21 protein-coding genes and 1 pseudogene are annotated in these 24,758 nt (G+C 52.7%); 6 read left to right on the top strand and 16 right to left on the bottom strand.

What is annotated here, in order from left to right; genetic code table 11:
- The first annotated feature begins 37 nt into the window (after positions 1-37).
- Positions 38-802 (top strand): helix-turn-helix domain-containing protein, encoded by a 765-nt coding sequence (locus H5P30_RS13365; protein ID WP_185693431.1) that lies wholly within the window; start codon positions 38-40, stop codon positions 800-802.
- 232 nt (positions 803-1,034) lie between these two features.
- Here the strand turns inward: H5P30_RS13365 and H5P30_RS13360 are convergent, their stop codons facing one another.
- The 13 genes from H5P30_RS13360 to H5P30_RS13300 form a co-directional block, all read right to left on the bottom strand.
- Positions 1,035-1,451: a PIN domain-containing protein gene (locus tag H5P30_RS13360; protein WP_185693430.1), complete on the bottom strand. Its 417-nt coding sequence runs from the start codon at positions 1,449-1,451 to the stop codon at positions 1,035-1,037.
- On the bottom strand, positions 1,445-1,678 hold the full coding sequence (locus H5P30_RS13355) for an antitoxin (RefSeq protein ID WP_185693429.1): 234 nt from the start codon (positions 1,676-1,678) through the stop codon (positions 1,445-1,447). The genes H5P30_RS13360 and H5P30_RS13355 overlap by 7 nt, the downstream gene beginning before the upstream one ends.
- A gap of 122 nt (positions 1,679-1,800) precedes the next feature.
- Positions 1,801-2,880, bottom strand: a complete 1,080-nt coding sequence (locus H5P30_RS13350; RefSeq protein ID WP_185693428.1) for a hypothetical protein — start codon at positions 2,878-2,880, stop codon at positions 1,801-1,803.
- Positions 2,867-4,399, bottom strand: coding sequence for a TPM domain-containing protein (locus H5P30_RS13345; protein WP_185693427.1), 1,533 nt, complete (start codon positions 4,397-4,399; stop codon positions 2,867-2,869). Before H5P30_RS13345 ends, H5P30_RS13350 begins: the two co-directional genes overlap by 14 nt.
- A 2-nt stretch (positions 4,400-4,401) precedes the next feature.
- Positions 4,402-5,268: a LemA family protein gene (locus tag H5P30_RS13340; protein WP_221774363.1), complete on the bottom strand. Its 867-nt coding sequence runs from the start codon at positions 5,266-5,268 to the stop codon at positions 4,402-4,404.
- Between the two features lie 3 nt (positions 5,269-5,271).
- Positions 5,272-5,598, bottom strand: coding sequence for a helix-turn-helix transcriptional regulator (locus H5P30_RS13335; RefSeq protein WP_185693426.1), 327 nt, complete (start codon positions 5,596-5,598; stop codon positions 5,272-5,274).
- A 437-nt stretch (positions 5,599-6,035) separates the two neighbouring features.
- Positions 6,036-6,656 (bottom strand): SGNH/GDSL hydrolase family protein, encoded by a 621-nt coding sequence (locus H5P30_RS13330; RefSeq protein WP_185693425.1) that lies wholly within the window; start codon positions 6,654-6,656, stop codon positions 6,036-6,038.
- A 400-nt stretch (positions 6,657-7,056) separates the two neighbouring features.
- Complete coding sequence (locus H5P30_RS13325; RefSeq protein WP_185693424.1) at positions 7,057-8,778, bottom strand: SGNH/GDSL hydrolase family protein; 1,722 nt, start codon at positions 8,776-8,778, stop codon at positions 7,057-7,059.
- A gap of 69 nt (positions 8,779-8,847) precedes the next feature.
- A complete protein-coding gene (locus H5P30_RS13320) occupies positions 8,848-10,545 on the bottom strand; it encodes a hypothetical protein (RefSeq protein ID WP_185693423.1) in 1,698 nt (565 codons plus the stop codon).
- Positions 10,538-13,861, bottom strand: coding sequence for a DOMON domain-containing protein (locus H5P30_RS13315; protein ID WP_185693422.1), 3,324 nt, complete (start codon positions 13,859-13,861; stop codon positions 10,538-10,540). Before H5P30_RS13315 ends, H5P30_RS13320 begins: the two co-directional genes overlap by 8 nt.
- A gap of 12 nt (positions 13,862-13,873) precedes the next feature.
- Positions 13,874-14,443, bottom strand: coding sequence for a carbohydrate binding domain-containing protein (locus H5P30_RS13310; RefSeq protein ID WP_185693421.1), 570 nt, complete (start codon positions 14,441-14,443; stop codon positions 13,874-13,876).
- A gap of 37 nt (positions 14,444-14,480) precedes the next feature.
- Positions 14,481-15,191 carry a prepilin-type N-terminal cleavage/methylation domain-containing protein gene (locus tag H5P30_RS13305; protein ID WP_185693420.1) on the bottom strand — a complete coding sequence of 237 codons (711 nt, stop codon included), beginning with the start codon at positions 15,189-15,191 and terminating at the stop codon, positions 14,481-14,483.
- A gap of 59 nt (positions 15,192-15,250) precedes the next feature.
- A complete protein-coding gene (locus tag H5P30_RS13300; protein WP_185693419.1) occupies positions 15,251-16,159 on the bottom strand; it encodes a hypothetical protein in 909 nt (302 codons plus the stop codon).
- A 183-nt stretch (positions 16,160-16,342) separates the two neighbouring features.
- On the opposite strand from H5P30_RS13300, the gene H5P30_RS13295 reads away from it, so the two are divergent.
- From H5P30_RS13295 to H5P30_RS13285, 3 genes are all read left to right on the top strand, one after another.
- A complete protein-coding gene (locus tag H5P30_RS13295; RefSeq protein ID WP_185693418.1) occupies positions 16,343-17,299 on the top strand; it encodes a helix-turn-helix domain-containing protein in 957 nt (318 codons plus the stop codon).
- A 4-nt stretch (positions 17,300-17,303) separates the two neighbouring features.
- Positions 17,304-19,691 carry an alpha-L-rhamnosidase-related protein gene (locus H5P30_RS13290; protein WP_185693417.1) on the top strand — a complete coding sequence of 796 codons (2,388 nt, stop codon included), beginning with the start codon at positions 17,304-17,306 and terminating at the stop codon, positions 19,689-19,691.
- 68 nt (positions 19,692-19,759) lie between these two features.
- Complete coding sequence (locus H5P30_RS13285; RefSeq protein WP_185693416.1) at positions 19,760-20,230, top strand: hypothetical protein; 471 nt, start codon at positions 19,760-19,762, stop codon at positions 20,228-20,230.
- Positions 20,231-20,436: 206 nt separating this feature from the next.
- Here H5P30_RS13285 and H5P30_RS13280 read toward each other — a convergent pair whose 3' ends face one another.
- Positions 20,437-21,453: a LacI family DNA-binding transcriptional regulator gene (locus tag H5P30_RS13280; RefSeq protein WP_185693415.1), complete on the bottom strand. Its 1,017-nt coding sequence runs from the start codon at positions 21,451-21,453 to the stop codon at positions 20,437-20,439.
- A gap of 107 nt (positions 21,454-21,560) precedes the next feature.
- Between H5P30_RS13280 and H5P30_RS13275 the strand changes: the two genes are divergently transcribed.
- Both H5P30_RS13275 and H5P30_RS13270 read left to right on the top strand, forming a co-directional pair.
- Complete coding sequence (locus H5P30_RS13275) at positions 21,561-22,295, top strand: SDR family oxidoreductase (RefSeq protein ID WP_185693414.1); 735 nt, start codon at positions 21,561-21,563, stop codon at positions 22,293-22,295.
- A 7-nt stretch (positions 22,296-22,302) separates the two neighbouring features.
- On the top strand, positions 22,303-23,778 hold the full coding sequence (locus H5P30_RS13270; RefSeq protein ID WP_185693413.1) for an FAD-dependent oxidoreductase: 1,476 nt from the start codon (positions 22,303-22,305) through the stop codon (positions 23,776-23,778).
- Positions 23,779-24,103: 325 nt separating this feature from the next.
- Here H5P30_RS13270 and H5P30_RS22085 read toward each other — a convergent pair whose 3' ends face one another.
- Positions 24,104-24,388, bottom strand: coding sequence for a hypothetical protein (locus tag H5P30_RS22085; protein WP_246459716.1), 285 nt, complete (start codon positions 24,386-24,388; stop codon positions 24,104-24,106).
- 261 nt (positions 24,389-24,649) lie between these two features.
- Positions 24,650-24,733, bottom strand: a pseudogene (locus H5P30_RS22705) (type IV pilin protein); the annotation flags it as partial.
- Positions 24,734-24,758 lie beyond the last annotated feature (25 nt).

Raw genomic sequence — 24,758 nt, 5'->3', positions numbered from 1 at the left:
TTGACTAAAACTATTATCCACAGGTCGAAACTACGAAATGAAACTGGGTCACATCGGAGCGTACCTAAGCCCCCGCGGAGGAGCGCAGAGCCCCAACCGCATCCCCGAACGCCATTGCTTTTTCGAAATCATCCGGGAGGGAGCGGTATTCGGTTTCGAGGACCATCCGGTGCTACACACGGAGGGAGCCGTGTTCTGCCATTACGACGGCCAGATGACGGTTTTCAACTCCCCTTCCGACAGTTACTACAGTTGCTACGTCGTTCAATACGAGCTCGAGAAAAAAGACGACAGGAACGAGATTCCCCGGTGCTTTCATTGGGAAGACCGGAACGCGATGCAGCGATTCATGGACGAAATGCTACACGCCTATCACTTCGCCGCTATGGATCGTCGAGCCATCGGAGATCTGGTCATGGCTCGACTTCGGTTTGAGCTCGAACGATTCCGAAAATCATCGAGCCATCAGAGAACCCCTCCCCCACTGAGAGTCGCCACCGACTTCATCAACGCCTATTATGCGAATCCCATCAGCCTCGAGAACGTGAGCCAGGCGGCCGGAATCAGCGTCTCTCATTTGCACATGCTCTTCCGAGAACACTTGGGAGAAAGCCCACATCAATATCTCATCCAGAAACGCATGCGCGTCGCCAGCCACATCCTCGCCTCGAGCGATCAACCGATCAAAGTGGTCTCCGCCGACGTCGGCTACCCCAACACCGAGAACTTCTGCCGTGCCTTCCGCAGATTTTTCGGCCGCTCCGCAACGGAGTATCGGCAAGCGTATCAGCAGCAGCGGTAGAGCTTTTCCAGTAAAGGCGGATGAAGAAACCTCTCGGAAGGTCATCCGTATCATCTGGCGAAAATCGATACGGGCTCGCCCCCATTCACGCCGTCAAGCGTAGTCTCTTTCCTCTTCCTTTCGCCAGACGCAAGATCAGTGACAATCAAGGTGGCTCGTCGAAGGCACAACTTGAGCGCAGCGCAAGAATTCGCAGGCGAAAACACCGCGCTCTGGTTGGGGACGCCGGTATTCAGTCCAATTTTCCCGGATCTTCCCAGTCTTCCCACTTGAGCCGGTCGATCCGTGAGAACTCATCGCCATTGTGCGTCACGAGACAGCGGCCCACACTGATGGCATGCCCGGCAATCAGCATGTCATAGGGGCCAATCACCTCACCCTTTCTTTCCAATGCCGATTTGATCCTGGCAAATTCGGCGGCGGCGCGTTCGTCAAACGAAAGAATTTGGATCGGTGCCAGCACTTTGCGCAAGGCCGTTCTCCGACGGGGGGTGGCGTTCTTGAGAAGGCCTACCATTAGCTCTCCATAGGTCACCGAAGAAATCGCCAGGTCGTTTCCTTTCCCTCTGGCCACGAGCGTCCCGACCATCTTTTGATTTCGGCGCAGACACTCGATCAAGACATTCGTGTCGAGGAGGTAACTTACCATTCGGGCCTCTTCGAATCCTTCTCCTGAACGCGGTCGGGCCACTCGCCACCTAGCTCAGCCAAACCCTCTCGAAAAAGATCCCAAGGGTCACGGGGCTGCTGCAACTCCTTCAGCAATACGCCATCCTTGCCAAGATCAACGATCTCCACCTCCGGACCGGAGAGTCGGATTGATGCCGGAATTCGCACCGCCTTCGAATTTCCGCTTTTGAAAATTCTCGTCCTCATAGATACATTATGTATATACGCATCCGAAAAATTGTCAACGGGTAAGCATCTCATAGAAGAGAGTCACCCTGCCTTTATCTTGTAGACTGGATATTCGAGCTGCAGAACAGTCATAGTCGTCCTTACCGAATCGCCAATTCCGCCCGGGCAACGGTGCCTACGGAAACCATTTCGACCCTGCGCACTGTGGAACGCAACGGATATTCCCCAAGATCAACCCCGTCCACATCGCACCGGATCCGATCATTCGAAAGAAATCGTAGAACCAATTCATGTTTTCCCAGAAACCGGGGATTGGGCGAGTTGGTAAGAGTCGTCAGCTCCCAGGACTTTCCGGGACGGGTGCGAACGCCACCAATCATAACGGTATGCTCCTCGGCGGAAGCGGAAATCCGGAGATCAAGGATTTTGTCGCCTTGCTGATCGTCCAGATTGATTTGAAAGGTGCTCATCCATCGTTCGTGGCGCGGAGCTTTGCGGACATCCACTGTACAACGTATCTCTTCGACGGGACGATTCACATTCAAAGGCATCTTTTGAATGCGACCCGGACGGGGGTCCAAAAGTAGCTCTATATTTAGCGTTTCGGTAAAATTGATCGCCTTATCGGTAACGGGAAAAAGAACCAGAGGGGTTACGGAAATCGCTTCAAGATAATCACACCAGGTTCCCTCTTCATGGGTGTAACCTTGCACATTGAATTGGGGGTAATATTGGAACGCATCCGGACTGTGGAGTTGCATAATCAGCCGATTTCCATTTCGCAAAATCAACTTCGGCGTAAATTCATATTTCCGCCCAACCACTGAAACAGTTTCCACATTCACAATCCATTCATAGCCATCCTTCCCATTTCTGGATTCGAGTGCCAGAACCACATCGGCCCCGATCCCTTTGACGGATAAACCTGTATCCGGATCCTTGTCGAGATCGAGATAAAGGCCGATCCAGGAACGATGCCGGGTAGGCTTGTCCGGGATGGGGTCTCGGGTCTCGACGTTGAAGAGCAGGGTTTGGTCTCCCTTTCCATACACCTGCAGACCGGTAAAATCCATGAATCCATTTGATTCATCCACCCCTTTCGCATCACCGCCCGGGTCAGCAAAGACCTCGCCCCGGCTGGTTTCCACGGGATCCGCCATGAGTACCCGTGCAAGAATCAAGCAGGCAACAAGTCCTATTCCGTACTTATGGTTTGGCATATTTTTTTCGTAGTTCATTAAACTTTTTCGGATCCGCATCGCTGGATTCTACAAAGCGTTCGTACAGATCAAAGATGGAAGAACGTCCCCCCGTCTGCTCAATTAGGGCGATAAAGTGAGGCTCGATACCTTTGAGTATCGGCGCACGGTAGCGTGCGTATATGGCCAGCCAACGAAGCTCCTTGTTCTCCGGATTCCGCAGCAGGCCTGCTTCCGCGACTTCAATTGCCGGCCGAATCCAGTACAATTCCCAAAACAGTAAATTAGAAAGATCGACATAGTTTTGTACCTCATCCGGATTCCCGCGGATATTCGCTTTCAATCTGTCCATCCGCTCGAATAAATCCACATCATCTTCCAAGAGTTCCGGAAATCGGATACGCTGTGGTTGATCCGATGAATCCGGAAAAGCGAAATCCCACGGATGATCCCGAACATAGGAAGTAATGGAATACGTCGAAAAATCAAACGATACACTAGCCAATCCCCAGCTCTTGGACAAATCATAGCGCCACTTCCCGTCGGAACCTCGGCGGAACAGCATAAGCTCCGCCGCATTTCGATTGAATTGAATCACGGCGAGATCGTCTTTTTGTACGATTTCATAGGGCAAGGCGTTGGCATAATCCGCCGCTTTTTCCCGAAGGAAAGTTGGTGATTCGGGATATTCATATCGCTTGTACTGACTCCCCGCTGTGAGTACATCCAGATGCGGATAAGTGACCCCGTCTTCCAGGGATTGGACGAGGTTCCAGAACGATTCGTGAATGGAAACGGAGGCGGGATAGCGGGCTACGACCCCCGGATCGACGGACAACACTTCTTCCAATTTCTCAATTTTGTTTCGGAAATAATCGTTTTCACTGATTCCGCCGCCGCCGGATAAGTAGCTTTTTGAAAACGAAGTCGAGTCACGGGGGGCGGTTTGCCCCAGGTACGATTCATTTTCCGGATTCAGGTAGCGCAGTACCATGTTGTTGATGGAATTGGCGAGTACGTCACCGAAATGTTCACTGGCGAAGTAGGTTTGAATGGTTTCTTGATAGGATTGACAGAATGCATCGGGAAAAACTGCTTCCAGCTCATAGGAAACTTCGATTTTCAAAACGCCTTCGTCTTCAACGAACAAGAATAGCACACCCTTTCCTCCGTGATTTCGCCCGATTCGCCAATGATCGAAAAGCTCAACGGCAAAAGTCTCCAATGTGTAGTCCGCAGGCACCGACTCGACAAAAACCATGGCGAATTCGATTTCCGTCAGGGATTCGGCCCGTTTCATGACTTGCGAAGCAAGCAAAGGAATGTCTGGAATCGATGAATTGTTGTAATACGGCGACTTATTGCCGGGCCGATCCGGAATAGTAGAAGTGTCGGCCGAAATGTCCGCCCCCGCCGAACCGTCGGCCACCTCCTGTTCTTCCTCCGACGAAGGACCACAAGCATTGATCCCCATGAGACAGAAAAGCAGGAAAACCAATATCTTGGGATGCATGGCTGGGGAGGTTAACTTTTCGCGCATGATCAAAAATCGACTTCGGGCGCGTTCCGTGATTCGGGCACGGCTTCGAAATAGTCGACACGCGGCTCGTAGTCGAAAAGGGCCGCCACGACATTTCCCGGAAACTTTTCTATGAGAATGTTATATTCCCGAATCGCCAGGTTCATCCGCCGTCGCTCGACGGCAATACGGTTCTCCGTTCCCTCCAGCTGAACCTGCAACATTCTGAAATTTCGGTTGGCCTTGAGATTTGGATACTGTTCCGCGACCACCAGGATTTCGTTGAGTTTCGGATCCAATTCCACGGATATGCGTTGTCTTTCCTCCGGGGAATCGCTTTGCGACCATTGTCCGCGCAATCGGGCGACTTCGCGAAAGACTTCGGATTCATGATCGGCGTAGCCTTTCACCGTTTCCACCAGATTCGGGATCAAATCAAAACGTCGTTGAAGCACCACCTCCACCTGCGAAACGGTTTGGTCGATGTTTTTCTCAGCCTCCACAACCCGATTCCGGTAGGAAACCATGGTAGTGAAACCGATGATCACCAGAGCGAGAAAAAGAATCACACCGCCCGCCAAGAGGCCGCAAATCAGCATCCATGGGCGAATCCGCCTTTTTCGCGCCCCTTGGCCGGTCTTTTCCGACGACTCCGAAAAAGCCTCCACGTAACTCTCGGGAGGATCCAGACTACAGACAATCGCGTCGACATCCAGTTTCTCGGCCCCCGAAGATCCCAATTGGCTGACCACATGGGCGAGGATTTCTCCTTCAATATCCTTATAATCCGCTTCGGAGGCACCCGCTGTATCCAAGCCGTCTCTAACCGCCTGCAGGTAGTCTCGCAGAGATTCCATTTCCGGAATGCCTAAATCAATGGAGTTGTTCATGTTTCAATCGTCATTATTTTCAATCGCCCCCTTACCTTGCGACGGTGCTAGGCAGGCTTGAAGTTCCACAATGAACTGCTTCATGTGCAGGAGTCGCACTCTACCGAGTGCGGTTACGGCATAGAGGGACCGTGTTGGCCCCAGACTGGATTTTTCTTTTGTGGAAGACAACAACCCCTCTTTCGCCAAACGGCCCAAAATCAAGTAGACGGAGCTTTCCGTGACCTCCATGGCCGGAAATTTGCGAATCCGTCGAAGAATGTCGTAGCCATATCCTCCACCACGCGAGAGTTCACGCAAGACGAGATATTCCAATATACCTTTTCTCACTTGGGCCTTCCACGAAGGCAATGGGGAAACCACAGACACACCGGTACTATTCTATATTAAGCACCGGGGAGTCAAGGGTCTCTTACGCTCCAGGCCACGGTATTTTAAAACCAATCAAAGCCAACCCTGTGCTTCCACTGCTCTGCAATAGAATGGAGCAAGCTCAAGCCGATCTCGTGTTAATAGCACGAAAGAATCGTTCTCCGATTCAAATCCGACAATAACTCACCCCAAGCAACCGATGAGATCCGCAAGCATTCCTCGGCATGTGCCTGAAGAAATTCCACCACGGAACCGGGTGTCTGGCCATTCGTCAAAATCAACGACATCGAAAAAAATGCCACGCCCGTCACCTTCCCAATGTGGACGGGACCCGAACTGCGTTAACCGCCGGAGACCATTTCACTTCGTTAAGCTTATTCGAAACTGATCGGGAACTAAACCAGCCCCACCGTTCGCATCCAGGTCTCCGCGATCAGTGCGTCGCCCACCGGACTCGGGTGAACCCCGTCCACCGTCCAGTCAATCTCCGGCTTGGCCGCCATCGCGTCGACAAAAGCCGCGTGCAGGGGCACGGCGGGGAATTCGGAATACCGCGCTGCCATCTCCCCGACGACCGCTATGTAGTCCTTTAACATTGCGGCACTCTCCTGTACCCGCGGGGGAAAGATCCCACAGGGTTCACAGACCACAATCCGGCACTCGGGCAATTTCTCTTTCACCCCAGAAAGGCATCGATCATAGCTGGATCGAAATTCGTCGAGGCCCACGGCATCGTCGGTTCGCTCTGGATTGAAGTGACACCCCACATCATTGACACCAATCTTCACCGACAAAAGATTCGGCGTTAATTCGAGAACGTCCTCCTCCCAGCGCGCAGCCATACGACGCATGGTCTCGCCACTAATCCCCCGGTTGAGCACCTCGGGAGCGCTGCCCCGGCCCGCCAGCCACTGGCGAATCATGCGGACATAGCCATATCCCCATCCTTGCGGGTCATCCCGCCGTTGATAATCCGTGATGCTGTCTCCAATAAACAGCCAGCGTTGTTGGGTCATTGCGTCCATTTGAAAAGAAGGATGATGAACCGGCCCTCATTTCAAAGCAAGGCTTCGCGCTTCTTCTCAATGCTCTCTCGATACAAGTTCGCGTGCGGGGCAAAGATCTGTTCACTCATCTTTGCGAAGACGTCTACGTAAGTAAATCAGGCCCGTTGGACAAGACGGCTGAACCCAAGGAAAAAACTCCTCCCCTCAAAAATACTGAATATAGAGATCCTTCTCCACGTCCTCCAGAAACTTCTTTCGAGAGGTTTTCCAGTTGCCAAGACAAAAGCAAACCCACGATCAAACGAATCTGTTTTGCCGACCTCCCTTCTTCCGAAGAAAGCCTACTGAAATCCTTTCCAAACAAATCCCTAATAACCTTTCAAAGGCGTTAATATTTACAAGGTTAACCTTACTGATCAACTTCCCGATAGGAAACAGTGACTTCGGTGTTTTCGGAACACCACGAAAGCTCCTCCTCTGCTTCATTGAAATCGGGCATAAATCCGGAAGCTTCGACGGTAGGACCAATCTCAGAGAGCGCCAAAGCGAACTTGTGGCCTTTACTTCCCGCCGCGACTTTAACAAATACCTCGTTTTCGCCTGGGTCCAAGAATACCAGCACGTAGACATATCCGTTCGGATTCCCGTGCATCCCATCGATGCCAGCAACCAACTCCCCGTTGACCCACATCTTGGCATAGTAGTCCACCTGAATCCCGAGGAGAACCGAACCTCCACTCTCGCTCTGTAGAGAACCCTGCAAATAGACAACGGAAGGCTCCTCTTCCCCCGTCAGCTCCGCCAGATTGAGCTTTTCATTCTCCGTTTCCCCCATGAGCGTCCATTCCACTCCGTTCGGGTCGCGTTCAGGCAGAAATAATACGTCGAGAAACGGAAGCGCATCGGAAGCCTCGGTCTCCAAACGATAGGGACCGCTCCAAGACCACCCATTCAAAGGCACCTGTTCAAAGGACAACCCGGCCATAACATCGGAAGAGATCGGCCCCATCGCCGCCTTTTCCCGAGTCGCGCCTCTCTCCCCGGCCAGCAATAAATACCCCAACTTCACCGGACCGTTCATTCGTGTCTCCGGGTCTGATTCCTGGGGGAGAACGATCGTGAGCTCATGGTCCTGAGGCTCCAAATCTTTTGCGAAGATCCGGTACAGGTAGCCACCACGCGTATTCGTAAAAACGTGATCCGGCACCCCTCCGTCGACCGAGGCGTAGAAACTACCATAGGACTTGTCCATGGCCGCGTAAATCCCGACTCGGGTACCGCGAAAGGGAATCTTCAAGACCGTTCCCGGCTCTTCGGCACTGAGAACGCCATTGAAAAACTTATCCCACCAGAACGGAAGCGAGCTCTCACCGCTCCATCCCTCCTCATTAGACAATCCAGTGAGAGGCACAATGCGACCATCGAGAATCAAGGGCTTCACGCTCAAAGGCTTCGGCAAGGATCGGGAAATCCCCTCCGGAACCGAATTCAGGTAGGGAGTCAGCGCCTCCACCATTACCTCCCGATAAAATTGGTTCCCCTCCCGATTCGGATGGACGGCATCGCCAAAAAACCGGGACCATTCGCTCTCCGATTCTTCCAGTTCCTCGTCGACCGCTTTTTGGAAGTCGATCTCCAGAAGGCCGTAGTGCTCGGCCACCTTCCGGTGCCGACTCAAGTTCACTCCTCCCTCAGCAGCCGCCTCAAGAATGAGAATCGCGGGCGGATAGGGCAAAGACTTCAGACGCACAATCAGACTCTCCATATTGCGAACCGCATCCTCGTCACTCAGGCCGCCGTCGTTGACGCAATATTCGATCGCCACCAGATCCGGCTGATAATTGATCACATCCCGCCCCACGCGAAACACCCCCAAGGCACTGCCCGTGGCACTCATTCCCGAGTTGAAGACGGTCACATGACTCTCCGGAAACTCCTCCTTCAACCAGTCCCCAATCCAACCTTTTCCGGACTGGGTAATCGAGCCTCCCAGAGCCACATAGCACAACGGTGCGCCTTTCTTGGCCCGTTGGAACACTGCGGCCACATCACGGCCGACCTCGGCCGCCGCATGGAGCGCAGCTCCCAGAAAAAAAACAGCCAAGAAAAGGTCTCGGAGTAAAGAAATCATCGTTCACGAACATGGGGATTCCATGCGATGAAGATAGGTCGAACAGAATCCACAGTACAAGCTCTCAAGCTAAAAAATGTCCTCAAGAGAATGTGCGTTTTGGGGAATCCGCACGGTTTGATTACTCAAAGATAAATTAACCGAATCGTCAGTGACATTCACACAGCCTCCCGGCAACGATCCAGCCATGTCGCTTGTATCGAATTGAAGAGAAAAACCAATCACGCTCTTACCCATTGTAGGCATATTAAATGACCTCTTCCTCCCTTCATACAAAACAAACTCTAACCATTCAGCCTCATCTTCGCCGCCCAGTTGCCAATAGCCAGACTGTCCCGCCCACAGCGCAACAGGCATTTCAGATTCGATATGGACGTGTTCGTCAGAAAACCTCCAACGATTACCGTCGAAATTGAGCAACTCTGATAAGGCAGTCTTCAATCCACCAAACTGAAAACGCAGGCATAAGCTTTCTGCCCGAACGATACCATCTTCAAGCATGTCCAGAGAGACATGCGTATCTCCTCCATCGTAGGCGAAGGTTATGCCCGAAGCGACCCTACCCTCATCTTGCAGACTGGATATCTGAGCCGCCGAAAAGTCGTAGCCGTCATGCATAAATCGAACACGCATGTATTTGGGAGAAACTGCATTCCCCCAATAAGCGATGAGAGCACGCCGCTGATTCCACATATCCCCGTGGTTTACAGATCCCAACGTAAAGGCGGGATGCAGGTATGTCGTTCCAACAATATCAGGTTTCCCTCGACGGAAAACCTGACGAACCGTACGAGCCTCCTGAAGCGAGAGAAACGACTCAACAAGATAAGGCGGGCAATTATGATCGTGTCGATGCTCATCCAGCGTGGGTTCCTCCTGCGGGAGATCTGATTGAAACCTTCCCGGCATAGAACGCTCTAAAAAGCGGGCCGTCTGAGGTCGCAGAAATTCACTATAGCTACGACAGTGCGGCCCTGCCCACTGCTGCGTAGGGGCATGAAAGTGCGAGGCGACAAGCTCCCAACCATGACGATAAAGCTCGCGGGCTCGCCGCAACGTTTCCTCATGTCGGATATGGCGAAGGATCCGTTCAATCTCGTTCAACGCAATATACGTATAGGTCGGACTGTTATACTCATTAAAAGCTCCATGGTATTCCGTGTTCTCATAGAACGTCCGAAAGCGCCCGACAGCATAGCCCATTAAGTCTTCGATCTGTAAGCGTTCCGCTGCCGCCAAGGTCACAAAACTCCCCATAATCGCAATATTGGTATACTCAGGGCCAACATTACGGCGTTGGATCGATCTTGCCGCATGCAGGATAGCCTCGTCCATTTTGGGGATAAGAAACTCTGGTAAACGGGACTCATGGTTCAAGAGTGCCTCAAGAATTTGCGTGCCACAAAAGTCCGCGAAATTCCAGTCCGGAGGAGCCATTGCTTCCAACGGCTCCTCCAAATACCAAGACCAAATCCCATAGGTGTCACTCTCCGGATCCTGATCCTGCAACCCGAGAATGCGCTGTAATATGTCAACGGCACGAATACGGTGCGAGGCGTCTCTGGAGTCGAGTAGAGCAACCCCATAGACCAATGATCGAAATACGGGATGCGCTTTTACGTTTCGCAGGCGCGTGTGATAGCTCGTATTTGCAGGAACGGGCAACAGAAGCATCTTCTCCTTGGAGTCATAGCATTTCTCATACTTTTCCAAGCTTCCAAGCAAGAAATCCATTTCTTTCTGAGATAGCGCAAAAGAATCAATCATTTTGAGCTTCCCCTAAAACCAAATTCCCGAACCCAGTAACATCCGAGTTATTTATCGCTGTGCCGTATAACATAAGCTGCGTCTTCCGAGTTCCTGGCAGCTGTCCCGGGCCATCAACGCCTATATCAAAACCAAAGCTCCTCCCGAAAATCGCGTCCCCCCCCGCACTGGACCATGGGATACTCAGACCGACCCAATATCGGTCATCCGTGTCCCGCCCGCCAATGGCCTGAATGTCATCTAGCACGCCATACTTCTCAGAGGCATTCCAAATCTCGACCGACTCCGTGTCCTTCAGAGCCGGTTTGAGTATGATTTGGTAGACTCCGGACTCATAAGCTCCCCCCAAGACTCGCTCGTCATTGGACCTGAAATCAAAGAACAATTCAACACAAGAGCCGAAAACACTTGGCCATGGAACTGGCTGACGTGCATTAACGTCATGGACTTCGACTTTGACCAAGAGGTGCGTCGACGTGTAAGCAACCCACGCCAGCGCCGACAATTCATCCGGTCCATTCCAGTATCTCTCTTCCTGAAGGGACGCCATCTTCGGGGACCTGCCGATCACTGCCTGGTCCGCGCTATTGATTCTAAATGGTTCTAACGGAACCGTTACTCCCAGCGCAGCGGGGTCAGTTCCCTCCGGCACCATAGGGATTGTGCTGGAATGCTTCAAAGAAAGAGTGATAGGGAAGGCAAAGGACTTTCCATCCGGAAGTTCGATTTGCGATGATATCGTATAAGACCCCGGCTCGATCCCGGTCGGAAATGTAGACCTGAACCTGAGATTTTCGCGTGAACGAGCCTTTATATCAAATCGACGGGCCGAATCTTTGATCTTCCATCCCCCGGGAAGCTGGAAATCAATTTGACTACTCCACGGCTCCTGACTGCGATTTAGAAGGGAAATTTCAAATTCGATAGTCTCATCCTTTTGGTAGAGTTGCCGCGTTCCCAAAATGGGAGAAGGAATGAGGCTCAGTCCTTTCTCGGATGAATGCAGATAGACCGGCTCCTCCCCCAATTCCAGCACATGCAGATAATCGGTGGTCGTGCCCAAAGCCGTGTCGATTTGAGTTTGCCCAAGCATGGAAACGATCTCCAGCCCAGGAACAGGTGACGAGACCAAGACCGTTCGCCTCCCCATTTCAGACCACAGGACAGCCACTTCACCTCCGTTCTCCTTGGGAAATATTGCACCCGAGATTCCGCTTTGCTCGACCAATTGGCTACCGGAGAGCTCCCCCGTAAGAATACCCTCAAGCTGAGCACTTAAAACCGCCAATGCCAACGTATACTGGCTAGGCGTCCGCTCGCCTTGCATATCCGCAGATATAATCGAAAAACCCGGCAGCCCTGAAATACCCGTATACTTGTTAGGCTTCCACCAACCCGGTTTAGGCCACGAGGTATTCCAGCCGAAGAAGGTGAATATTCGGCTTCCTGCCGCAAAGTTATAAACGGCATTCCGCACCATCGATATGCCAGAATCGGTCTCTGTCGCCGCATAGGGCGGCCACCCATTTGTTACAGTAAAGCCCGTAGCCCGTTGATCGATTAGCTGTTGTAGACGTTGTTTGGAAACTGCCTTTTCCGCCGTCTCCCTTAATGCAGTGTAAGATCCTGTTTCCGAATTCACCAAGGACAAACCTTTCCCACTCTCTTCGATACGTTCGCGAATAATCTCCAAACGCTCGGGCAAATCGGCCTGTTCGGGAGTTCTCGGAGTCGTGTATGTGTGTAGCGAGATAGCATCTGACCAATTAGCAACGCCATTCTCGAAAACCGATTCCGTCCATTCATCATGCGACGTCCCGACACCTACACTAGCAACAATCGTTGCATCGGGATCTTCTCCCTTAATCGATTCGGAAACCGTTCTTACGATCTCAACATAATCATCGGGAGGCTTACCACAGTGGTGCAAATAGTAAGGTTCGTTATCTACCTCATACCAACGAATGTTTTCCCCGTATTTGGCGGTCAATATCCCGGCGAAGTCGGCGAGCTTATCCAGGTCTGGAAATCCACCCATTTCTCCCCAATTATACTCCTTCATGCTTCCCGGCTCTTCGTAGCGTCTACTCCGCATCCAAGGCTGCCTCGGCGTAGACTCCACACTCACGTACAGCTCCAGCCCTTGTGCAGCCCCCCGTTCGAGTAGATGGGGCCAGTTCCATTCCTCGGAAGGCGTTTCCGGATCAAGACCATATTCGCCGTCATTGTCTTTGAGCCAGACCGGACCCACGATCTCACCCCAACGAGCATAGAGATGACTGATGCGAATGGGCAAAGCATCCGGCCAAGCACCAAAATCATTGCGATTGGAGTCATGAATAGCAAAATGCGAACCGCTGGCCGGCTCCTCTCGTAGATTCGTGTGAATGAAATGTTTTGTTCTTTTCCAAGGCTTCGTAAGGCCCTGTGTGAAAACAGTAAGGTGGTATACATCACTGCCCAAAGGCTCTGGGAACTCAATCGGTAACCAAGTCGATTGATGCGGAGCTAAATCGACACTTTGAGTCCAAGAAAGACGTTCACCGGAGACTTCCGCTGACATCTGAAACTGAAACTCAGCTGACACAGCCTTTTGGGAACCATTTAAAATTTCAATCATCGGTGTGTCCCGCCGACCTTGCTTGGAAGACACAACAAAAGCGTCAAAACCGAACAATCTCGCCGAAACGTAATTACAGGAGTCTCTTGGCGTGACCACGGCAGCATAACCCTCTTCCCAATTCAGTAAAAATCTCCCTTCCCCTCGGAGGCTTAGCTCATCAACCATGTTGGCTTCGACAACGAGAGATGTCGGTGAGAATCCGACAGGAAAGGACAGCACCGTTTCCGCTGCTTCCCCAAAACGACATTCGACTTTCCCTGAACTCCACTCCAGTTCAATCTCCCGCCAATCGGTACCAATCGCTTCTCTACTCAAAACTTTTCGCGTGAGTTTGTCTCCAATCGCAGAGACCAACACCAAACTCCGGTTTTCGGATGCTGCCTCAATATGAATCGCCAAGCTCTTGTCGCCATCTTTTAAGACTAACACCTTTTTGGCAGGTCGCCGCTGTATATCACGAATGGCTAGAAAGAGCCCGCCCCCGTCTGGAAAGGTTAAAAAAGGAGTCAGCGGATACTCGAAATCGACTTTGACAGAAAAAGCCTTCCCCGAAGCCCCTTCATCATCGGGCTCGATAACAGGAATGCGTGGATTTAAGCTTGTCTCGGCATCGGGATAGACAAGTAAATCCCCTCTACATTCTATCGCCAAGGACAGGGCTAGGACCAAGTAACATCGAAGTTTAAGTCTCATGAACCCAATATCCTATTTTTCAGTCAATACGACATCACCAAAGCGAATGCGAAGTACCTCTCCTCCAGGGTTATCCAAGCCGAGACGCACCCCAGCAATCGCAGCGTTATCCGGCGGGGTAAATGTCATAGAAAATCTCTTCCAATCCCCCGTGACATAAAAGTTTGGGATGGGTTGGTACCCCAACCATTTTCCATCAGCAGTTGTAAAAAAGACCCCAGCTTCGCCACGAGGCATACGATCTCCCGAAGCACTAGCCTCCAAACTCAGCTGATAACTCAATCCACCGAGCACTTTCACTTTCTGCAACCACCAAACATGAGCATCAGAAGGCTCCGGCATCTGGATTTCCAAAAAGCGTTTCTCTCCTTCTTCAGCGCGTGCCCATGTCACCTTACCTTCGGCAATGGCAACTTTAGACTCCTCCGATATTCCACTGGATGTTGAGAAGATCCAACCTGGTATCTTCTCTGGACTTCCTTCGGTCAGAGAACCATTCTCCAGCAAATTCTCTGCCCCATAGCACGCAGCCAAACCGAACCAAAAGACACAAACAACTAGTACCGTTTTTTTCATATTCATAGGATTTTCAATATTTAAGATCAGACGAATTCCCACCTCACCAATCATAACCCCGCCAAAATACGTCGTGAGGATTATCCGAAAGTTCGATCATCTCCGTTTCCGTCTTCTGGCCAACATGTCCATCGAGATAGAGAATGTTCGCTTTGTCGCCGTGAGGATATTTCACGAACTTACCCTCTCCCGGAGAGAGATAGATAACACCCATATTCCCGTAGCCGCAGATGAATAGCATCGTGCGAGAGGGGGCCACCATTTGGGACATATAACATTTTCGAAATGTCCCCGTATTCGAAAATCCGGAATTCGGACTCTCTGTCCGGGCGGTAATATGCAGGTTTATCAAATAACTGGCGTAGTAGCTTTTACCGCTACTGATCGGGAATGTCGTATAGCCGATACCTTCATCGTCTTCCCCGATCGCCGGGCAAATATAAGGGTTTTGATCTTCCGTAAATCCTCTCCATGGATCTTCGGCTCCCAGATAGGGAGCCAATTGCCCGACCCAGTAATGTGCACCCCCTCCCGGTTTGATTCGGGACGGAACAATAACTCCATTGTTATCCGAAGCGTAAGCCAGCGCAGCGACTCCCATTTGCCTGAGGTTACTGGCACAAGCAGCGGAGCGCGCTTTACCGATAGCTCCCCTCGTAACGGGAATCAAAATGCCAACCAGCATCGCTAGTATGGCCAGACCAACAAGCAACTCAACAAGGGAAAAAGCACTACTCTTTCTTATGGAATACATGGGGTATGTATGCTGGGTATACGGGCGGCGGTAGAAATCTATACGTCTCAAGCGACTTGCTATCTCCGCAATCTGATAGCCGCAAAACCAAGTAGAAAAACCGTAAGAAACATTGCGGTGGAGGGTTCAGGGATAGTTTGCAACACCATATTATCCAATGTGTAGTCCGAAGATCCGGAATAAGGCGAATAGAGACGAATACTGGCACTCTGAGTATCATTGTCCCACGTAGCTCCGCTGCCTGTAATCGTCTTCGTCGCAACGTTTCCGCCCGCTTCATCCACAGTAATCCAACGGGTCCCGTCAATTGAATTGTAATTTAAGCTTATACCGAGCTGGCTCGTCCCATTATTGCTAGCGTTCTCTCCATCGTAAGCACCGAAATTAAACCCATCAACCCACTCGTTTGTAGAGGCATTGTACCCTATAATATCGTCCACAGTCGCCACATTGTTCGTCCATGAGGCGATATAGAGGGCATTCGTTGCAATACCATCGACGGTTACCTCACCAAACCCCAAAAACAACCGACCAGTCGATCCTCCCGTATAAAGGCCAATCTGAATAGCGTTTTGCCCCGTACCTTCACCAGAAAATCCATTCACTTTATAATCGAAGCTCAAGCTCACAGTACCCTGTCCGGCAAGACTCGTATCAAAATCCGACATAGCCGACATTTCTGCAATGGCGATACGCGACTCTCCATTCAATTCAGGAGTCGTTACATGCAGTTGATCGCCCGCAGTCTGAATCGTGCCAGAAGACCATGTAGTCGGGAATAGACTCCAGACATCGCCTTTTCCGGCATAATCATACGGTCGAAAATCCTCCCGATCAAAATCGTCTTCGAAAACGAGAGTGGATGCGCTACCAACGCCAGAAATCGCGCAAAATGTTCCAAAAACAAAGAAGGCCTGGCGGAGAAGCGGAGTATTAAGAAAGCCGCAATTGTTATATGATTTTTTCATCATAGCTATAATCTGGGATTTGAATAGTTTGAGGTTACATAGATATCGGATCGAGATTCCGATGTTCCTCGCAATAATACGACCGAAGTCGGTTGGAGCGTTAGGACGAAACAGGATTCAAGCTAGCACGATTACGACATTTGTTTGATCCCCGCTGCCCCACTCTCCTAATTTGACAATTCGATGAGTAAAACAGCAGATATGATCGATGCTTCAAACCTGGAGCACCTCCGTTTACGCCCCGCTACTCGCACGTTCAATCCACCAGTCTCCGTCTTTCACTTCCCGAACCGCACGACCGACGAGCTCCAGCACGACCACGACTTCGTCGAAATCCAGATCTGCGCCGGAGGCGAGGGTTGGCAGCGCTGCAAGAAGGGCGACATCTCCTTCCGCAGAGGCAAAGTTTTGATCATTCTCCCGGGCGCGTGGCACTATCACCATGACAATAAAAGTGTCGACGCCTACGTCTGCTGCTTCGGGGCCGAGATCCTCAAACGAGAGCTTCTCTGGACTCTCGATGATCCCGCACTGAATTCTCTTTTATGGAAGGGAGGAAATGAAGCGAATCATGGCGTCGTCGAACTCGACCTGAATGAAAATACGCTTAGCCAATGTATTGGCTTTCTCGATGCATTAGAAGGAATAAAATCCAGAAACTCCTCCCCATCACCCTCCTCTCTGCTCGGATACTTGACCTTAGTTCTCTCCTCTCTTTCCGAATCCCACGTCGAGGCGAAACCCGCATCCGAAATTTCAAGCCATCCTCCGGTTCACTCGGCCGTGAAACGATGTGTCGCTCTCATTGAGGAAAACGTGGCGGAAGAATGGAGCACGAAGGACTTCGCGAAAAAGCTCAACATCGACCCTTCCTACTTGGGTAGACTCTTTCAAATCGCCATGGGGCTCTCTCCCCTGGCCTACCTCAATCAGGTCCGCGCCCAGCAAGCGGCCCGCATGCTCTTGCGAACCCATAAGTCGATCGCCGAAATCGGGATTGCGGTCGGCTGGCCCGACCCCAACTACTTTGCCCGAAAATTCAAAGCAAACTTCGGCATTTCGGCCACCCAATACCGAAACCGTTATATTCAGCACCAAATGAACACCGGTGAACAAATCGGGCTCACCGTTTTCGAGTAGATCGATGCCATCTCCTCATCCGATCTTACCGGCTGCTCGCTGGATCTGGCCGCGTAGCCTCTTTCACGACCTCCACAATAGCTACGCCCTCTTCCGTCATCAGGTTGAGCTATCCGACGTCCCCGAGACCGCTCCGACGCTGATTACGGCAGACCAATCCTATCGTCTGTATGTCAACGGCAAGTATGTTTGCCGAGGTCCGGCCCGGGGATATCAACGGTCGTGGCCCTGCGATGAAATCGATCTGGCACCGTGGCTCCGTCCCGGAATCAATCATATCGCCATCCAGGCCTACAATCCCGGGTTCAGCACCTTTCAGTATGTCTCGGAAGGATTTGCTGGACTTCTCTTTATGGGAGATTGGGGCGGGGTAAAGGTGATATCGGATTCCCACTGGAAATGTCGCCTTCAAGCCGGAATGAAACGGGACACCGTTCCCTCGAGCCTCCAACTGTTTCCCCAGGAGCATATCGACGCCCAATGCGAGCCCGACAACTGGACGATCCCAGAGTTCGACGCTTCGGGAGAGAACTGGGCCGCTCCTGCAACGAGTAGCGCGTGGAACTCCGAGCCCTGGCCCCACCTCGAAACGCGAGGGATCCCATTGCTCAGAGAACAAAATCTCGAGCCCAAAAAGCTTTTGAGCATTCAGCAATCCCCCGCAGCCTCTGGCGCGCAGGATCCAGGCCTTCGCAATGTCGTCGAATTGGCACGGAGGGAGAATCTCTGGCACCGATCGAACGCCCACACTGAAAATGACTGTCGCTCCCCGGAGACAGTGACCAGTTATTTCTACGACTGGAACCATACGGTTGTCGGGTGCCTTCGGCTTGAAATTGAGAACGCTTCCGGAGGAGAAATCGTCGACGCACTGTTCGCAGAAACAATCGAGGAAAAAGATGACATGATCGCCCCCCGACTCGATCAGCCGGAAGTATCCCTCGGCTCCCGATTGATCTGCCGTAAAGGAACTTTCGAGCATCTATTCTACCACCCGTACGGCTTTCGCTATTTGGTTCTGAGAGTTCGCAACGCCCACTCCGTCATTCGCATCATCCCTTCGATCCAGACCATCGGATACCCGCTACAGATTCAGGGGGATCTCCGTTCCTCGGACGCTCGAATTAACCGAATCTGGAAGGCCTGTCGGCATACCCAAGAGATTTGCTCGCTGGATGCCTACGTCGATACGCCATGGCGCGAGCAAGCCCAATGGTGGGGAGACGCCCGTGTCCAAGCCTGGAATACATTTCATCTCGACAACGATCCTCGCCTTCTTCAACGCGGCATCCGAAGTATCGCCGGCCAGACCACTTCGAACGGACTGACCTACGGACATGCGCCCACAAAGGCCCACCATTGCATTCTGCCAGACTTTACCGTGATCTGGATGCTAACTCTTTGGGACGATTATTGGCAAACTGCAAGCCTGGAGACTTTTCGAGATCCCCTCGTCCAGAAGACGCTCCAAAACGCTCTCAAATACTTCGACCGCCACACGGACGAAAAATCCGGACTGGTCAAAGATGATCCCCGGCACTGGCTTTTCCTCGATTGGGCTCCCCTGCAGCGACCGGCTACGCCAACCATCCTCAACCTGTGGTTACTCCTCGGCTTGAAGAAGCTATCCATCCTTTTTGACTTAAATCACGACTCGGAACAAAGAGATCGATGCCTTGAGTGGTCCGAAAAACTGAGCCTCGCCTTACTTGCCCTCAAAGACCCGACTGACGGACTCTATTTCGACGGCCTGGACGCAATGGAGGAACCCGTCTCGCTCAAATCCGTTCATGCTCAGACTCTGGCCATCCTAGCCCAGCTCGATACAGTGGAGTTTACGAAGAACGCCATGGACAGGGCTCTCCTGCCCTTCATTCGCGGAGAATCGACAGAATTGGTCGGACCCTCCGTTTACTGGTGTACCTACGCATTCTCCGCACTTCATGAAGCGGGCTACGGCGCGGACGTTCTCGACTACATTCTTCGTCACTGGACAAAGATGGCCGACCACGGAACGACTTGGTCGCAGAACATGCCCTACGGTAGTGAACAGAGTCACTCTCATGCCTGGTCCGCCCACCCTCTCTATCATCTCATGCAGATTCTTGGCGGAATTCGACAAATCGAATCAGCCTGGGACTCGATCCTCTTTCGGCCTCTTTTCTGGGGAGAATTCAGCAGCATCCGAATCCCAACGCCCCACGGACTCCTCAAATCCTTGTGGCAACAGACAAGCGAGGACTGCATCGAGGTAAGCCTCACCGTTCCAGAAGGCGTTCGGGCACGAATCGAACTTCCTTCCATGAAGCCATTCTCCGTTTGCCAGGGGACTTGGGAGTGGACTGCAAAGGGATCTCCGAAGTCCAAGGAGTGCGCCCATCTCGCCCGATAAAACAAGGACAGACGACACTGGTTCTACAACCAAGCAATCTACAACAGAAATCCTTCATCCTTTTAAGAATGGCCCCCGACACCCTCTTCTCGCGTCTCCCCCATCCATTTGTTTCCAGCACCAGCGCGGAGCGACCGGGTATTCTCCAGAATCTGGAGAACCCCATCTGGCATCAGTTCGTGGAAGAATCTGAGAAACACTTTCGGACAGTCGGAGGACTTCGCCCGCCTCATATCGGTCACTATTTCTGCCACAATGGAGATCTCGACGAAGTCATGGCAACCGCCATGCTGGCCTACATCCGCGACGATAGACAGCTCTGGTTTGAGGTTGGGGACTGGTTGCGAGCTCTTCTCCAGCACTACAAATCCCTCAAGGAAGTCTGGGCGGAACGGTTCGCCCAGATCTCTCTTGGCAAATGGCCCGAAGATTTAAAGCGAGGAAACCAACATCCTGGAGTTCCAACATCACAATCGGAGCGCGGTGCTTCAGCCCGCGTTGAATGGGTTCCGTATAAGACAATATACGAGGATTGTTGACACATTAATGCCTGAGTCGTCACCCCTCCACCGCACGAGGCGGGGTCCCCCTCCCCTGCTTGTAGGGAGGAGTCTCGATAAATATTCCGGTTTCCATCCTGCTCGTAGATGCGTCAAGCCTTGCTTGATGGTCTGCTAACGGTTCTGCCTAAAAATACACCACTTCTATCTTCAAACCCCATTCAAAGCGAAGGGTTTGCGCTACACTAGAATCCCCCCCTAACCCACAGCCCTTCATGAAGAACCGTCTTCGGATGGCTCGGTACGCCTCGCTCGTTCCGCAACAAATCAGCGGTGACGAGGTCCACGGCGTTCATGCCCGCTCTCTCGTTTTGCTGGTCCAGCCCCGCGATTCCCTTCTCCTCCATTTCCGGTAGCCAGTCCAGTGTGGCATAGGGGATGAATGGCTGAACTTTCTCCGACCGAGCTTCCAAGAAAGAATCGATCTCTCCACCCTGAAAAAGAACAACTTCCGGCTGGCATTTTTGCAGCCAGGCCTCGACTTCACTCTCGGCAAGATTCTCTTCGACCAGCATCAGTGACTCTGCCTCACGGACTCCCAGGGGGTGATGGAGAAGGAAGCTCCCTTCCCAACGGCGGTCCTGACGCCGAAAACTCCCGCCCCCCAAACATAGAGCGATCCGACGATAGCCCAATTGCCGCAAGTTCGAGATCGCGCAGGACATCCCCTGAAAATGATCCGGACCGGTTCGATGCAACGGAGGCCCAACCTGCCCTCCTCCGATCACGACCGTCGAAAAGCATTCCCATCGCAAATCGAGATCGAACTCCAGATGGTGGTGCAGCGGCGAGATCAACACTCCGTTGATCCCACGGGTGTGGAGAATCGTACTCAATCGATCCATACTCAGCCCCTCCTCTTCGAGATAAAACTCCTCGACTCCGTAGCCGCGCATTTCGGCCCGCACTTTAACCCCTCCCAGAATGCGCTGCGCATGCGGATTCGCGCGCACTTCGCGCTCGGTCGCATCCAGCCACAGGTAAGCTAGATTCTCCTGCGTTCGATGCTCACGGGAGGATCGCAAGTACGCCATCATCCTCGCGATTTGCGGATCGGGCCGGTAGCCTAACTCTTCCGCAATCGCCAGTACTCGGCGGCGCGTCCGTTCGGAGACCTCAGGATGCGCGCGCAACGCACGCGACACCGTCATCTCCGAGACCCCGGCGACTTTCGCAATATCCTTGAGAGAAGGATTTCCCATTTCCCGTTACCTTAACGAAAACGGCGTGTGGCAAAAGAAAAAAGATCGGAATCTACTGGTTCAAAATCTCCTACAACCCCATCTGCAAACATTCCAAGAAACATACCATGAAAAACGAAAAACTGATCGCAATCGTAACCGGAGGCTCGGGCGGCTTTGGAGCCGGAATGGCCGAGGCATTGTCGCAAGTCGGCCACATCGTCTACATCACTGGACGGAACGAAAAGAAGCTGACGGAAGCCGCCGAGCGGGTTGGAGCGATTCCGGTCGTATCCGATGCCACCAACCCCGCCGACTGGGACCGAGTCGTCACCAAAGTCATGGAAGATCAGGGACGGATTGATGTCTTGGTGAACAATGCCGGAGCCGGTGGTCGCATCGCACCTCTGGAGGAACAGACCGACGAGGAGATCGCCCACTCGATCAGCCTCAACCTCACCTCCGCGATCTTCGGATGTCGCCGGATCGGCGCAATCATGAAGAGACAAGGAAGCGGCTGCATCATTAACGTTTCCAGTGTCTGTGCCAAATACTCCTGGCCCGGCTGGTCCGTGTATTCCGCGGCTAAGGCCGGTGTAGAACGTTTGGGCAAAGGACTGTATGCCGAATTACGCGAGTTCGGTGTACGAGTCACGACCCTCACTCCCTCTTGGGGCGCCACGGAGTTTGGAGCGGCTTCTTCCATCGAAGGACATCCGACGCTGGAACCTTCGGTCCGGGAACGCTGCATTCAACCCGAAGACATGGGTCGGTTGGTCGTCGATGTCGTCAACACTCCCTCGCACCTCGAACTGCTGGAACTGACGGTGCTCCCCACGGTCCAGGAGATCGCTCCCCTCTGATCCCGCGATGTCGGGTCAACCTAACCCAGAAAAGACTTCCTATGACCTGATCGTCGTTGGCGCTGGCAGCGGAGGGTTTGGCGCGGCTCTCGCGGCGGCCCGCCAGGGCTGCCGCGTGCTGCTGGTCGAAAAGTCGGGCTCTCTCGGAGGCAACGCCGTGCGAGGTGGCGTGAACGTCTGGGAGCCGGGAGTCGGAGGCACCGGAATCCCCTTCGAACTCTACAAGCGCCTGAAGGGCCGTGAGAATGCCGTTGCGATCTATTCCTTCGGTCGGCACGTCGCGTGGGAATCTCCAGAAATCCAGCCTCATTTCCCCGGAGGCGAACTTGTAGTCGATCCCGAGAAGAGTTACCTGGATACGCTCCGTCGCTTCGGCGCGCCTCCCGATTTCGGGGAAGAACACTTTCGAAGAAAATACTGGCACGGCGTCCTCTTCGAGCCCGACCCTTATGCAGCGGAGATGGAGTCCATGCTTCGCGAAACGGGTCGCTGCACCGTACGCACCGGAACCGCCTTCTCAGAAGTTCATCGGGATGGACGCCTCATCACCGGCCTGACCCTGGACAACGGCGAACAGGTTACAGCGCACTACTACGTGGATGCAACGGCCCACATCGTCTTCGCCAGAGCTGCTGGCGAAGCGTCTTCCTTGGGAAGGGAATCCCGTTCGCTTTACGGCGAAACAGGCGCTCCCCCCGAACCCAGCCCCCAACTGAACGGTGCCTCCTTGATCTTTCGGGTTTCCGGTAGCAAGAAGCTTGGCGTAGAACCCTTACCGGATGATATTCCGTCCCACTGTTGGTGGCAGAGAGAGTTCCCGGCAGCAGTCTTCGCCCAAAGCCCCGCAGGCGATTACACGATCAATCCACTCCCGACGATGGCGGGACTTGAAGTTGAAGAACGAGGATATCCTGCCGCCTATCGTGAATGTCTCCGGCGCACACAAGCGCTGTGGCATCACATCCAAGTCACCTATCCCGAATTTCAAAATTTCCGCAAGGTCTGGGTCGCGCCGGCTCTCGGCGTCCGCGAAGGTCCACGAATGGTCGGTCGATACGTTCTCACCGAGCACGACTTGGATGCGGGCCTTTCCTACCAAAACCACAACGACCTCATCGCGATCTCTGACCACGCCAAAGATACGCACGGGGATTCCGAGGCCGGTGGCGGAGCCAAAGAGCTCAACGAACCGTACGGCATCCCCTACCGCTGCCTTCTCCCCCGAAATACGGACAACCTCCTGGTCGCCTGCCGGGGAGCCAGCTTCTCTTCGATCGCCGCATCCAGTTGTCGCCTCTCGCGCACCATGATGCAGCTCGGTCAGGCAGCCGGAACGGCTGCCGCAATCGCCTCTTCGGAAAAGATCTCCTCCTTGGTCGATGTTCCCCCTGAATCGCTACGCCAGTCCCTCATTGAACAACGAGTCGAACTCTCTTGGCCACGTTCGCCTGAATTGAACGAATGCTTGCGAAACGGAGAGTGAGACGACTTCGCTCAATGGACTGATAACCCCAAAAGGACCAAGAGCCGGTCCCATCATTCACTCTTCCGGAAGAATTTTTGGGATATCTCTCCATTGAATACCCGCAGCCTGAAGGCTGGACAACGAACCGGAGAGGCAGTTGGAGGTTGAACGAGTAAAAACCTTTCTTCCCAAGTGGTGCGAACCAAGACTTCGTGTAATTCTCGAAGAATAGCTCTCTCACGAGGAAACACGGCGTCAGCGATACGAAGAATCTCCAAGCACGGATGACTCCTCTTCAACGAGTGCGATTCTGAACGGCCCCCCTCCCAAAGGTGTTTGAAAATCAATTGATTTCCCCAAAAGGATATAGAGGCAGTTCGCGGTACTTTCGGTTGATCTTTGCGGGATCCAAAGACTCGACGTGCATGTCCACGAAGATCACATTCGCGTTCCCATCATGCCTTGGAGCGAAGCTTCTCTCGTAGAGGTAAGACATATCTCGAACCAAAGAGTCGGCGAGGAGGAAGGTCTTCTCAGGATAGGGAATCTGGGTGACTTTCACAGTCCTAGAGGGGCTTCCGTTCAGTTCGATGTTCTTGGAATAGTGAGAGCGATGGCTCCCGGTCATGGTCATATCATGTTCTTCCGGACATGAAAACGGGTCTGGAGGAAGCTTTCCTTGATTGACGGGTCCCAGAAAATCAATCCCTACGTAAGGAGCTACTCTCTGTTCCCAAAGGAAAGGAGAATCTTTTGAACCTGTATTCGCAGGGAACAAACCCCGATGGTCATTCGCATAGAGCTGAACTCCCGATCCAAGTTGCCTCAGGTTCGACATGCATCGACTCGATCGACTGTTAGCTACCGAACTGCGGACAACAGGGAAGAGAATGGCGGCGAGAATTCCAAGAATCACAAGAATAACCAAAAGTTCGACCAGAGAGAATCCTTGCGGAGATTTGAGCGTCTTCATTTTTGGAGGTAAACTGCAGTTTGCA

Origin of the sequence: Puniceicoccus vermicola (genome assembly GCF_014230055.1) — a bacterium.
Classification (GTDB): Bacteria; Verrucomicrobiota; Verrucomicrobiia; order Opitutales; family Puniceicoccaceae; genus Puniceicoccus; species Puniceicoccus vermicola.
The sequence above is the reverse complement of the archived record's forward strand: the minus strand, read 5'-3'. Positions and strand labels throughout refer to the sequence as shown.

What these genes read in the sequence shown, in the direction of transcription:
- H5P30_RS13365 (WP_185693431.1), top strand. Translation starts at nt 38, where the DNA reads ATGAAACTGGGTCACATCGGAGCGTACCTAAGCCCCCGCGGAGGAGCG.
- H5P30_RS13360 (WP_185693430.1), bottom strand. Translation starts at nt 1,451, where the DNA reads ATGGTAAGTTACCTCCTCGACACGAATGTCTTGATCGAGTGTCTGCGC.
- H5P30_RS13355 (WP_185693429.1), bottom strand. Translation starts at nt 1,678, where the DNA reads ATGAGGACGAGAATTTTCAAAAGCGGAAATTCGAAGGCGGTGCGAATT.
- H5P30_RS13350 (WP_185693428.1), bottom strand. Translation starts at nt 2,880, where the DNA reads ATGCCAAACCATAAGTACGGAATAGGACTTGTTGCCTGCTTGATTCTT.
- H5P30_RS13345 (WP_185693427.1), bottom strand. Translation starts at nt 4,399, where the DNA reads ATGCGCGAAAAGTTAACCTCCCCAGCCATGCATCCCAAGATATTGGTT.
- H5P30_RS13340 (WP_221774363.1), bottom strand. Translation starts at nt 5,268, where the DNA reads ATGAACAACTCCATTGATTTAGGCATTCCGGAAATGGAATCTCTGCGA.
- H5P30_RS13330 (WP_185693425.1), bottom strand. Translation starts at nt 6,656, where the DNA reads ATGACCCAACAACGCTGGCTGTTTATTGGAGACAGCATCACGGATTAT.
- H5P30_RS13325 (WP_185693424.1), bottom strand. Translation starts at nt 8,778, where the DNA reads ATGATTTCTTTACTCCGAGACCTTTTCTTGGCTGTTTTTTTTCTGGGA.
- H5P30_RS13320 (WP_185693423.1), bottom strand. Translation starts at nt 10,545, where the DNA reads ATGATTGATTCTTTTGCGCTATCTCAGAAAGAAATGGATTTCTTGCTT.
- H5P30_RS13315 (WP_185693422.1), bottom strand. Translation starts at nt 13,861, where the DNA reads ATGAGACTTAAACTTCGATGTTACTTGGTCCTAGCCCTGTCCTTGGCG.
- H5P30_RS13310 (WP_185693421.1), bottom strand. Translation starts at nt 14,443, where the DNA reads ATGAATATGAAAAAAACGGTACTAGTTGTTTGTGTCTTTTGGTTCGGT.
- H5P30_RS13305 (WP_185693420.1), bottom strand. Translation starts at nt 15,191, where the DNA reads ATGTATTCCATAAGAAAGAGTAGTGCTTTTTCCCTTGTTGAGTTGCTT.
- H5P30_RS13300 (WP_185693419.1), bottom strand. Translation starts at nt 16,159, where the DNA reads ATGAAAAAATCATATAACAATTGCGGCTTTCTTAATACTCCGCTTCTC.
- H5P30_RS13295 (WP_185693418.1), top strand. Translation starts at nt 16,343, where the DNA reads ATGAGTAAAACAGCAGATATGATCGATGCTTCAAACCTGGAGCACCTC.
- H5P30_RS13290 (WP_185693417.1), top strand. Translation starts at nt 17,304, where the DNA reads ATGCCATCTCCTCATCCGATCTTACCGGCTGCTCGCTGGATCTGGCCG.
- H5P30_RS13285 (WP_185693416.1), top strand. Translation starts at nt 19,760, where the DNA reads ATGGCCCCCGACACCCTCTTCTCGCGTCTCCCCCATCCATTTGTTTCC.
- H5P30_RS13280 (WP_185693415.1), bottom strand. Translation starts at nt 21,453, where the DNA reads ATGGGAAATCCTTCTCTCAAGGATATTGCGAAAGTCGCCGGGGTCTCG.
- H5P30_RS13275 (WP_185693414.1), top strand. Translation starts at nt 21,561, where the DNA reads ATGAAAAACGAAAAACTGATCGCAATCGTAACCGGAGGCTCGGGCGGC.
- H5P30_RS13270 (WP_185693413.1), top strand. Translation starts at nt 22,303, where the DNA reads ATGTCGGGTCAACCTAACCCAGAAAAGACTTCCTATGACCTGATCGTC.
- H5P30_RS22085 (WP_246459716.1), bottom strand. Translation starts at nt 24,388, where the DNA reads ATGACCGGGAGCCATCGCTCTCACTATTCCAAGAACATCGAACTGAAC.